Origin of the sequence: Nostoc sp. ChiQUE01b, assembly GCF_034531255.1 — a bacterium.
GTDB lineage: Bacteria > Cyanobacteriota > Cyanobacteriia > Cyanobacteriales > Nostocaceae > Nostoc.
The window spans coordinates 1-10,896 of the sequence record NZ_JAVRBM010000147.1 but is presented as its reverse complement, the minus strand read 5'-3'; the positions used below and the strand labels follow the sequence as shown (position 1 = coordinate 10,896).

The 10,896-nt window shown below is 40.1% G+C and carries 11 protein-coding genes; 6 read left to right on the top strand and 5 right to left on the bottom strand.

All coding sequences use genetic code 11. From position 1 onward, the window contains the following. The first annotated feature begins 63 nt into the window (after positions 1-63). Positions 64-408 carry a transposase gene (locus tag RMY63_RS40230; RefSeq protein WP_322734019.1) on the top strand — a complete coding sequence of 115 codons (345 nt, stop codon included), beginning with the start codon at positions 64-66 and terminating at the stop codon, positions 406-408. 6 nt (positions 409-414) lie between these two features. On the opposite strand, the gene RMY63_RS40225 is transcribed toward RMY63_RS40230, so the two are convergent. The 3 genes from RMY63_RS40225 to RMY63_RS40215 all read right to left on the bottom strand — a co-directional run bounded on the left by RMY63_RS40225 (position 415) and on the right by RMY63_RS40215 (position 3,349). Beyond that, positions 415-1,698, bottom strand: a complete 1,284-nt coding sequence (locus tag RMY63_RS40225; RefSeq protein ID WP_322734020.1) for an FAD-binding oxidoreductase — start codon at positions 1,696-1,698, stop codon at positions 415-417. A gap of 217 nt (positions 1,699-1,915) precedes the next feature. After that, complete coding sequence (locus RMY63_RS40220; protein WP_322734018.1) at positions 1,916-2,101, bottom strand: hypothetical protein; 186 nt, start codon at positions 2,099-2,101, stop codon at positions 1,916-1,918. Positions 2,102-2,146: 45 nt separating this feature from the next. Further along, positions 2,147-3,349 carry an FAD-dependent oxidoreductase gene (locus RMY63_RS40215; protein WP_322734017.1) on the bottom strand — a complete coding sequence of 401 codons (1,203 nt, stop codon included), beginning with the start codon at positions 3,347-3,349 and terminating at the stop codon, positions 2,147-2,149. 473 nt (positions 3,350-3,822) lie between these two features. Here RMY63_RS40215 and RMY63_RS40210 point away from each other — a divergent pair, with 473 nt between their 5' ends. The 4 genes from RMY63_RS40210 to RMY63_RS40195 all read left to right on the top strand — a co-directional run bounded on the left by RMY63_RS40210 (position 3,823) and on the right by RMY63_RS40195 (position 7,095). Next, positions 3,823-4,533 carry a pentapeptide repeat-containing protein gene (locus RMY63_RS40210; RefSeq protein ID WP_322734016.1) on the top strand — a complete coding sequence of 237 codons (711 nt, stop codon included), beginning with the start codon at positions 3,823-3,825 and terminating at the stop codon, positions 4,531-4,533. Between the two features lie 236 nt (positions 4,534-4,769). Continuing rightward, positions 4,770-6,245 carry a pentapeptide repeat-containing protein gene (locus RMY63_RS40205; protein ID WP_322734015.1) on the top strand — a complete coding sequence of 492 codons (1,476 nt, stop codon included), beginning with the start codon at positions 4,770-4,772 and terminating at the stop codon, positions 6,243-6,245. A 143-nt stretch (positions 6,246-6,388) separates the two neighbouring features. Continuing rightward, the gene (locus RMY63_RS40200; RefSeq protein WP_322734014.1) at positions 6,389-6,664 is read left to right on the top strand and encodes a hypothetical protein; all 276 of its coding nucleotides are present in this window, start codon (positions 6,389-6,391) and stop codon (positions 6,662-6,664) included. Further along, positions 6,652-7,095, top strand: coding sequence for a PIN domain-containing protein (locus RMY63_RS40195; RefSeq protein WP_322734013.1), 444 nt, complete (start codon positions 6,652-6,654; stop codon positions 7,093-7,095). The genes RMY63_RS40200 and RMY63_RS40195 overlap by 13 nt, the downstream gene beginning before the upstream one ends. Before the next feature lie 750 nt (positions 7,096-7,845). Here the strand turns inward: RMY63_RS40195 and RMY63_RS40190 are convergent. Both RMY63_RS40190 and RMY63_RS40185 read right to left on the bottom strand, forming a co-directional pair. After that, on the bottom strand, positions 7,846-8,220 hold the full coding sequence (locus tag RMY63_RS40190) for a hypothetical protein (protein WP_322734012.1): 375 nt from the start codon (positions 8,218-8,220) through the stop codon (positions 7,846-7,848). Positions 8,221-8,348: 128 nt separating this feature from the next. Continuing rightward, positions 8,349-8,606, bottom strand: coding sequence for a hypothetical protein (locus RMY63_RS40185; RefSeq protein WP_322734011.1), 258 nt, complete (start codon positions 8,604-8,606; stop codon positions 8,349-8,351). Between the two features lie 381 nt (positions 8,607-8,987). Between RMY63_RS40185 and RMY63_RS40180 the strand changes: the two genes are divergently transcribed. Further along, positions 8,988-10,877: a filamentous hemagglutinin N-terminal domain-containing protein gene (locus RMY63_RS40180; protein ID WP_322734010.1), complete on the top strand. Its 1,890-nt coding sequence runs from the start codon at positions 8,988-8,990 to the stop codon at positions 10,875-10,877. The last annotated feature ends 19 nt before the right edge of the window (positions 10,878-10,896 follow it).

The following is a 10,896-nucleotide window of genomic DNA, read 5'->3' as shown; positions in this document are numbered from 1 at the left end:
GGCGGTCTCAAAGCCTTATATATACTTGCTTGCAAGTTTTAGGACGGGTCTAATGTATCAGAAATGTTAGCGAATGGTAAATTATCTAAAGCTATCGCTGATATGGGTTTTTATGAGTTCCGTCGTCAGTTAGAATACAAGACTCAACTGTATGGTAGCAAGTTAGTAGTTGTAGATAGATTTTATCCCAGTAGTAAAACTTGCTCTAGTTGTGGGGAGAAAAAATTATCTCTGCCACTGTCTCAACGAGTATTCCAATGTGATTACTGTGGTTTTGAGTGTGATAGAGATTTGAATGCTGCTGTTAATTTAAGTCAAGAAGCGGTCAGATTGACCGTGTTAGCCTGTGGACTGGATAGTGCCGACACTTCCAGGATGAAACAGGAAGAAAATGCGGGCATTTGTTAGCAATTGTTAGCATTTTCGGATCGGTTTGATATTCTGGTTGAGATGGAAAATGTTCTCAGGATCGTACCGCTTCTTGATCTGTACCAAGCGATCGTAGTTAGAGCCGTAAGCTGCTGCGACACGATCGCCCTCCTCTTCAGTCATGAAGTTCACATAGGCACCAGCGGATGCATAGGGGGCAGAAGCTTGGAAAAACTCACGTGCCCATGCAATGCATATCTTATCGTGCGCTACATCATCCCATCGTCCATGCACGTTAAGCACAAACTTCGCATCCCGATGGTAATATGCCGTGGCATCTGCCGAGACGTGGTTAGATGCCCCTGCAATTAATGCTATGAAGATTTCGCACTGTGGTGAGGGTAGCTTGCTGGCGAATTCCACGATCGCATCCAGTACTCCATCATGTAACTCTGTGAAATTATGAGATTTCCAGTAGTTCCTAGCACCGCGTGTCAGCAACGGGTCAAAAGCTTGCTGCCATTCTAGATATGGCTGAACACCGATATGTTCGCCATAGGCATTGCCAAAACTACGTAGAGGTTCGATCAGTTTCTCACCCTCTACAATATCACCTACATAAAAGACAGCCAGCACGACTACCTCTTTGCCATGCACATTCACAGGAAGAAAAGGCAGTGGCGGAGCCTTGCGAAGTACTACCCACACATTGAGTTCTTCGGGGGCTGATTCAGCAAATTTCTGATACTGTGTCAGTACCTGTTTGGCTTGGCTAAACGGAAAAACGATCAACCCAGCCAATATTTCAGAGCCTACAGGATGAAGAGCGAATTCAAACTCAGTTACGATCCCAAAGTTACCGCCGCCACCTCGAATCGCCCAGAAAAGGTCAGCGTTTTCGTTTTCGCTTGTTCGTATCTTATTCCCATCCGCTGCGATCGCTTCTGCAGAGACAAGATTGTCGATTGTCATGCCGTACTTACGCGTCAACCAACCGAAACCGCCACCCAAGGTAAGACCTGCTATACCAGTCGTTGAATTAATTCCCACTGGAGTAGCTAACCCATGCACCTGTGCCGCTTTATCAAAATCACCAAGTGTGGCACCTGGTTCGACATAAGCACGCCTCTTGTGAGCATCAATGCGGACATTCCTCATGGTTGAAAGATCGATCATCAGGCCGTTATCACATACAGCGTTCCCCGCGATGTTATGTCCAGCGCCCCTGATTGATATTTCAAGCCCATTCTCTCGCGCAAATGCGATCGCATAGCGAATGTCATCGGCTTCTGCACACTGCACGATGACAGCAGGTCTGCGATCGATCATCGCATTCCATATTTCGCGAACTTCGTCATAACTCGGATCATTAGGAAGTACCACATGACCCTTCACATTGGTCTTCAGCCTTTCAACCGTCTCATTCAGCAGCGTTGTCATGGTATTCTCCTACTACTGTATTTTTCAGGGTAGTTTCTGCCAATGGAATGCCTATTTGTCATATTATCTTTGCTAGTACCATTCAACTTTGCAGTGTTAGGAATTGTCATGTTACTCGTGGTGTTTCGGTGGGATGCCTTGGTTGAGAGAAAACTCCGGCAATAATTAGAATTGAGTTCAATTTTGAAGTGGCGATGCCTGCGGTAAATGCTTGCCTACACAGTTCAATAGAGAAAACTGGGAACGATACCTTTGTCTTTTCAATGGCGAGTGTCAAACGACATACTTGCATTATTTTACCTGCGCCATGCCACTACCATTACACCTCTGTGTGTCTTCAGAAGTTGCGGAAGCCTTCTATGAAACAGCGGTCAATCCAATCTTTGTAATACCACAAGAGTTTGTGGGGTGGTAAAGTAAAAGTGCCTCTGGTTGCGATTGCTCGTTTGTCTCCTGTACCAATTAAACTCAAATATTGTTTCTGTGGTCTATAAGATTTGAGCGGCTTGCCTAATAAAATTCGCTGCAAATTCTCAAACAAAGGTTTACCTTGCTTAACAGCAAATACCCCAGCTTTCGGACGTGGATGATTTACCATTGTGGCAATGTCACCAGATGCAAATACCTGCGGGTGCGTTTGAGATTGCAGCGTGTCTTCTACTAAAATAAAACCTTGCTCATCAGTTCCTAGTCCAGCGTTTTTTAACCATTCGGGTGCTGATGCTTGTGTTACCCAAAAAATTTTATTGCACTCTACTGTCAAACCAGATTTACATTTTATTTCAAATACTTCTTTAGCTTCATTATGGGTTTTAGGTGCAATTTTACACACAGTTTCTCCCAGATGTAACTTAATATCTCGGTCAGTTAAAATGTGCTGAAGTTGATGCCGCACTGATTGATGATAATTGGGCATCAGTTCTTGTCCACGCTGGAATAAATGAATTTCTAGGTTTTGAATAGGTTGTTGAGTTTCATCCAAAATCTGATGTAAACGAGATTGCATCGATAGCGCTAATTCTACACCGCCAGCGCCTCCACCTACGATCGCAATCCTAATTGGTTCTTGAGGATTTTTACTTACAGCTTCAATTAGTTCATACCAATGCTCTAATAGCTGCGATACTGGTTTAGCTGCGATCGCATATTCTGCCGCACCTGATACAGACAGTATAGCCGGAGTGCTGCCAATATCAATAGACAGCACATCAAAATCTACCACAAGTCCGTTAGCACAGAGAACTTTGTTGTTTTTCAAGTCAAGGGCAACTACCGTGTCAATATACAATTGTGCTTGAGCAAAGTTCGCCAAGGGTCGCAAGTCAATATGGCATTCATTGTGGCTGTAAAATCTGGCAATATGTCCTGGTAACATCCCAGAGTAGGCTGTCTCTGATGCTGTGGTAATCAGTATCAAACGTACTCCTATTAACGGTTTGATACCGAACATTTTCATAACAATAGCATGGCTATGACCGCCACCAATTAACACCAGATTTTTAACTATTGGTTGTATATTTTGCTGAACTTTAATAGTCATTTTTCGTTAATTAATAATTATAAATAAATCAAAATTATCATGATGAGAGTTAATGGTCAGTGAATACAACTGATTATTGGCGATTGCAAGAGTCTCTATGCTTATGTCTACTTAATCGAAAGTTGTATTTTACATTTTGTTGGTTACATTAGAGGTTATCTGAAAAGTGGTCGGCTGTGATATTAGGCACTTATTGATCCCCCCTAGCCCCCCTTAAAAAGGGGGAAAACGGAATCAAAGCCCCCCTTTTTAAGGGGAGCCACTGTGTTGGGCGGGCAATGCCCGACTTGAAGCAAGTGGTGTGGATTTAGGGGGATCTAAAAGTATTTAATACATCACTAAGGACTTTTCAAACATCCTCTTAGGATATTTCAGTACAACTATGTATGAAACAATAGCAGACGCGAGTAATTTATTCAATCAAAAACAGGCATTTAAATTTATTTTCATTAATTATTAATACTTTTAATACTATGAAAAATATTTTATCAAAAACTCACGTCCAACTCTCAAAAATACTCCTGCACATACTTGTTTTCCAGAAACAAGTTAAACAAAATCAGCATCAGTTGCTAAAACGACGCTTAACAATAGCAAGTGAACAGCTTGGAAATAATACTATAGAAACCAATGTAGCTGTAATTAATGATTTAGAGCAAATTGCCCATAATCATTCACAGTACCACTGGATAATCATAGACATTCTTACTACTTTTGTACGAAAAAATGCTCCTTATATGCTCCAAGAGGAAGTAACAAGCAACCTGTCAACAAAAATTCGTTTAGATATTCAAGCCGCCCTGACTGTTATCGTCAGAAGAGATGCAAACAAAGACCCAGTAAATCAGCAACTAGATTTGAGCTTCACGGATATGAGAGGAGCAAACTTGAAAGGGGCGAATCTACAACAGATAAATCTCTATCAAGCTAATCTAGCTGGGGCTAATCTTAGAGAAGCTAATCTAGCGGGGGCAATACTTAGTGCAGCGAATCTAGAAGGAGCTAATTTATATCTAGCAAACTTAGAAGGAGCAATTCTCAGTGCAGCTAACCTTTCTGAAGCTAACCTTTCTGGAGCTAACCTGCATCGTGCTAGTTTATATTTAGCTAGCTTGCATGGAGCAATTCTCTATGACACCATACTCGATGGCGCAAACCTCAGAGAAACCAAATTCTCTGAGTAATATCATATCCGCTTGATTGCTTATTAAACGCTAAAAACTCTCCATTCCCTCTTTTGAGCGTAATTCGTAATTCTTGTACCGCAAGCATTTCTTTGTATCGTGATGTAAAAGTATATTCGATATCATTGCCTAGTTCAATGAGTGTTTTGACACCTATTATAATTTTCTGCTAAATGCTATACTATTTTTCCTAAACAGCTAAGTAATAATTCTAGGTTGTAAGGAAAATTTTTATCATGTCTTCTAAAAAGACAGACGCTCTTTTGAATTGGTTGATAACTTTAACAGTTATATTTGGCTGCTCGTTGACTGTAATTTTCTTTGTCTTGTCCAATATTAAACAATTGTCAATTCAAGAAAAAATCCACTATAGAAACCAAGCTTTAACAACTACTGCAATAGTTTTTCTTACATCAGCAGCAATGTTTAATACTTATTATACAGCAAGGCGTGCCCAAGCGATGCACAAGAGTGCGATCGCATCTGAGAAAAACTTAGAAATTGGCTTGCAAAATGCAAAACTTAATCAAGACAGATTGATTGCAGAGCGCTTTATGGGCGCAATTGCCCAGCTTGGCCATGAAAAGGTGGAAACCCGGACAGGCGCAATTTATGCTTTAGAAAGGGTTGCTCAGGATTTTCCTCAAGAACACTGGACAATTATGGAAATCCTCACTGCCTTTGTGCGAGAGAATGCACCCATCCAGCACGTAAAAGGCGAGCAACAAAACCCGGAATATCAAGGAGCAATTTACTCAAGTCGGCGTCGAGGTGGGTCGCATCCAACGCCGCAGTTGGAGCAAAATCTCCATGAAGAATTCCCCAAAATACGTACCGATATTCAAGCAGCCCTGACTGTTATCGGCAGGCGTAATTTACTCGAAGACCCAAAAGATCAGAAACTTGATTTACGTAACACCGATATTAGACAAGCAGACCTGCTAAAAACTAACCTGCAACAAGCTGACCTGCGTGGGGCTGACTTGAGTGGGGCTGACTTACGTGGGGCTGACTTGAGTGGAGCAGACCTTACTGGCGCTAAACTTATTAGGTCGATTCTTTATGAAACTAAATTACTAAAAGCTAGTTTATATGGAGCCAGCCTTTGTTGGGCTAACCTGAATCGTACTGACCTCTCTGGAGCAAACCTGCGTTCAGCCAACCTCTCTGGTGCAAGTCTGCGTGCAGCTAATTTACAGGGGACGAACCTTTATAAAGCTAACTTACAACAAGCGACCTTAAAAGTAGCTAACCTTTCTGGAGCAAAGTTATTTTTAGCTAACTTGCAAGGAGCAAAATTGGGTAAAGCCAACCTGCACCAAACGGGTTTGATTGGTGCTAATCTCTGTGGGGCGAACTTAAATGGAGCTAACCTTTCTGGGGCTAATTTGAATGCAGCCAAACTCCATCAAACAGAAGTCTATTTTGCCAACCTTTCGGAAGCTAGCTTAACGGAAGCTGACCTATATCAGGCTAATCTGATTGGAGCAAACCTGTATAGGGCAACCTTTTATCAAGCTAACCTGACTCAAGCAAACCTCATGGGAGCTAACTTTTCACAAGCTAATCTCAGTGATGTCAAATTGGAAGGGACTATTTTGACAGGAGCGAAAAACTTAGAGTTGCAGCAGATTAGAGAGGCACTTGGCGATCGCACCACTCGCCTACCTGATTATATCGAAGCACCGACACATTGGCGGCAATCGGGTTAAGTTAGCACAGCATCATTCGTTATTTGGGCGTATTCTACCGTTTTCTTTTAGTGCTATAGTTTTTACCAAAAGTCTCCGTAACAATTCTGGAGATGAAGCAGATGAAAGCTATGTCTGGTAAGAGAATATAGAAGAGAACAATCTTGCGTAGACTATTAATCAATGTTGAGGGACAAACCATGCAATCAGCTTTACGTATCACAACCAAAGTTTTACCAGGAAAAAAAATAGAAATTGAAATTCCAGAAGCTGAAATAGGCGATAGCGTTGATGTATTTGTGATTTTACCAGAAAAAACTGAACCAAAACATCGTTCTGTACTGGACATTATAGAAGAAAGTCGTAGGAGACACCCTTCTCGAACTGCTGAGGATATAGACAGACAACTACAAGAAGAACGCTTATCATGGGACAGCTAATACTTCCAACAAGTGGCTCTATTTATATAGATACTTCGGTGGCTATTTATACTATTGAAGGCAACCCTGATTATTACTCTCTTCTGCAACCACTATGGTCTAATTTTTATACAGGAGATATTCAAATCATCAGCAGTGAACTAATATTAATGGAGGTTTTAGTTGTTCCATTACGTAATGGCAATAATTCTTTAGTAACAGACTATGAAGAACTATTATTATCATCTCAAGTGCAGTTAATTCCTATTAGTCAATCAATACTGCGACAATCTGCTAATCTTCGGGCTACAAGTAACCTCAAAACACCCGATGCTATTCATGCTGCAACAGCTTTATCTGTTAATTCTAACCAATTTGTTACCAACGATAAAGGCTTTCGTAATGTTCGTGGTTTACCTGTTGTTATCCTCAGTGAAGTTTTAGCATCTTGAGCAATGCCTACCCACGATATAATTCACAATCGCAATTAAAAATTAGTAGACCAAATTAAACTCATTCTTCTGGCGATCGCACCACTCGCCTACCTGATTATATCGAAGCACCGACACATTGGCGGCAATCGGGTTAAGTTAGCACAGCATCATTCGTTATTTGGGCGTATTCTACCGTTTTCTTTTAGTGCTATAGTTTTTACCAAAAGTCTCCGTAACAATTCTGGAGATGAAGCAGATGAATAGAGTATTGGTAAAAACAGCTTTGCACCTAGTCACTGCATGGTCGAGTCAGCATCGTCTTGTTTTGGGACAAGTCAAAGTGGCTGATAAATCGAACGAAATTACCGCAAACTAGCTCCTGTAAACACTGAATTTTATTGCTATTTATTATTTCTATAAAGTACCAAAATTTAGCTCTGAGATAAATAGCTGATCGAATACCAGTGTTCTTGAAGTCAGCAGAACCTGACAAAGTATCAAAATGTATAGTTGTGGGTTGTGATCGCGCCACGACTTTTCCAGAGTCTCATAAATTAATAGTATTAAAGGAATTATATCGTGTTTGGCAAATTACTTGTAATATGTCATTGCGAGTGCAACGAAGTGGAACGAAGTGGAACGAAGTGGAACGAAGCAATCGCAAGACCTCTGCGATTGCTTCACTTCGTACCCTTCGGGAACGCTAAGAGCGAACGCAATGACAAGTGTTTAACCGGACATGATATTACCCTCTTCTGATAAGTATTATTAGCAATAATTTAGTTGAAGATATTGAATGCTCGCTTCTAGTAATTTTAAATTTTCATTATCAGAAGGAATTTCACCACTAATTACACGCTTTTGTAAGTCTGCCTGGAATAATAGAGAATTTGTGCAAGCAACTGGTTTATACTGATTTGCAAGACTTGGATTCCCTAGATTGTTTGCATTTTCTATAGCGTTAATCCAGTTATCTATAATTTGTTTTCTTTCATTTAAATAATTTGCAATTTGTAGTTCTCTATTCCCATTGTCTCCTGTTTCGCCATTATAGACTTGAGCATTACTTTTAAGTGAAAAGCTGAAAACAGTAAGTGGGACAACAAATAAACTTGCTACCAATTTTCCAGAAATTTTTTTCATTTTTTCGCACCTTTGTTTACTGTAATAGGTATCCATTTTCTTTACTGAGGCACTAAAGCGATCGCATTTCAAATACTCAGAATAACAAGTGCGATCGCCTTTGACTCCTTTGGCAGGCAATTAATAATCTACTCACCACCCATCAACGCCGAAACAAAAGCTGCACCCACAGCTAATATGCCTAGAGAACGAGTGGTTCCCATCGTCGAATCAGAGATGATATTGCCCTCTGTGTCTACTACCATATGTTGCTGACCATTTGTTCCTTGATAGTAAACTATGAATCCATTCTCTCCTTCTGCATAACCCTGATACTCCGCAAAAGGATGGTACTCACTAACAATTTTGTTAAATATATTGTGCATAACATATTCAGACGCAGACATATTTAAAACTCCTGATTTTTTGGTGGATATATTGGAAGCATCCTATTGAGATTCCCAGTAATCAACTGAATCGTAAATAAAGGCAAAACTCAAAAAATAAAGTAAATTAGAAACGATGTAATTACTTAAAAACTAATATTGTGTTTGGTGTTTTTGTTTATTAATCGTTCCTGATAGTTTTTAGATTAAACTGATTTTCAAAATAAATCTTTCAACTCGTTGCTCATATAATTGCAGATTTCAGCAAAGCAGAGTGCAGAAAACTGCAAACACCAATGTGCAGAACATTTCTGTCATGAATGTTTACCAATAAAAAATCATAAGTTTATTATCTAAATAGCGGTATACTACAAATCAAATTAATTATTTTTATCACAGCTTATGATTTTGCGATCGCTACAACGTCAAGCTATTATTGTGCCACTATCCTCAACAACACAATATTTTAAGAAAACTGTTGCGATCGATAAAAAATTCTGCAATCTGTGTTTGAAAATAGCAAGTGCCTGGAGTTTATTTGGAATAGTCGCATTTGTTCCAACTCCTGTTTTTGCCCAAAGTGCGATCGCGCCGGACAACACATTAGGGCCTGAAAATTCCAATGTTGTAACTAATTTTAATGATTCGCCTGTTGAAGTAATTACTGGTGGTGCAACTCGCGGAATAAACCTGTTTCATAGTTTCCGAGAGTTTAACGTCAGCGAGGGACGGGAAGCTTATTTTTTGAGTCCTAGTGCAGATATTCAGAATATTTTGGCACGAGTGACGGGAAGTAATCGCTCTGAAATTTTGGGTAAGCTGGGTACTTCTGGCAACTCGCAGCCGAATTTATTTCTAATAAATCCCAATGGGATTATTTTTGGGGGAAAAGCCAGTTTAGATGTACAGGGTTCATTTGTTGGGACAACTGCAAATGGGGTGCAGTTTGAGAATCAGGGAAATTTTAGTGCCACAAATCCCCAAGCAGCACCTTTGTTATCGGTGAATCCTTCAGCGTTGCTGTTTAATCAGATTAATCAAGGAGAAATAATTAACCGTAGTCGTCAAGTTGCGACACTGGGAAGTTTTTATTTAATAGGTGGAGATATTACATTTGATGGTGGTGTTGCAAGTTCGTTAGGAAATCGTTTGGAATTGGGTGCAGTTGCAGGAACAGGAAATGTTGAGTTGATTGGTAGCGGTAATCAAATGCAGTTAGCCTTTCCAGATGGCGTACCAAAAGCAGATATTTTCCTGCAAAACAACGCCTTTGCTTTGACAAGTAAAGGGGGTGCAATTACGGTTAATGCTGGTAATATTAGTCTTTCTGGGAATAGTTCTATTAGTTCATTACTTCAAACTGGCGAAGGTCAACCGGGTGTTACTGCGGGAGATATAGTAGTTAATGCAACTGGCGATGTCACACTCGATAATGTTAGTAATATTGCAAGTCGGGGTTCGGAAAACTCTTTAGGTAATACAGGAAATATTGTAATTAATAGCCAATCGATTCGTCTCAAAAACCAAAGCATAATTGATAGTAATGGGCCGAGAAGTCGGGGAAATATTATTTTAAATGGAAAGGATGATATCAGCCTCGATAATAGTTTTATTACTACCAGTGGAATCTTCAATCCGATAGGTAAAGCTGGTGATATTACAATCACAACTCGAAACATTAATTTAAGTAACCAATCCACAATTAGTTCTGGCAATACTGGACAAGGGCAAGGTGGAAAGATAACCCTAAAAGCTCAAGAAGCCATTTCACTGAGCGGAAGTGATATTTCAAGTTCTTCTACTGCGTCTGCTTTTGGTCAGGTTAATAATCAGCCTAGCGGTGATATTGAAATCAACACGAGAAAACTCACACTTGATGGTAGCAATACCTTGATCGGCTCTTCAAATCTTGATGAGGGAAGGGGTGGCGATATTCGGATTGTTGCTGATGATTCAATTTTATTAAACGATCTTGCTTTAATTTCATCTTCCAGCACTGGTCAAGGCGATGCTGGAAATATTCAGCTTGAAACGCGATCGCTTACACTTACTAACGGTGGAAATATTGGTACGCAATCGTTAGGAATCGGTAGTAGCGGCAAATTATTAGTTAACGCTTCAGATTCCGTTACTTTGAGCGGTATAACAACATTTATTGATCCACAAACTGGAGAGACAAGTACTACAGGAAGTAGACTATCAACCAGCGCTTTGGGTACTGGAAATAGTGGGCAATTAACTATTAATACGCAACGATTAAGTAAGTGGGCGGGAAAAATCTCAAGTATGTAACGAAAAGTTAACTAGAGAG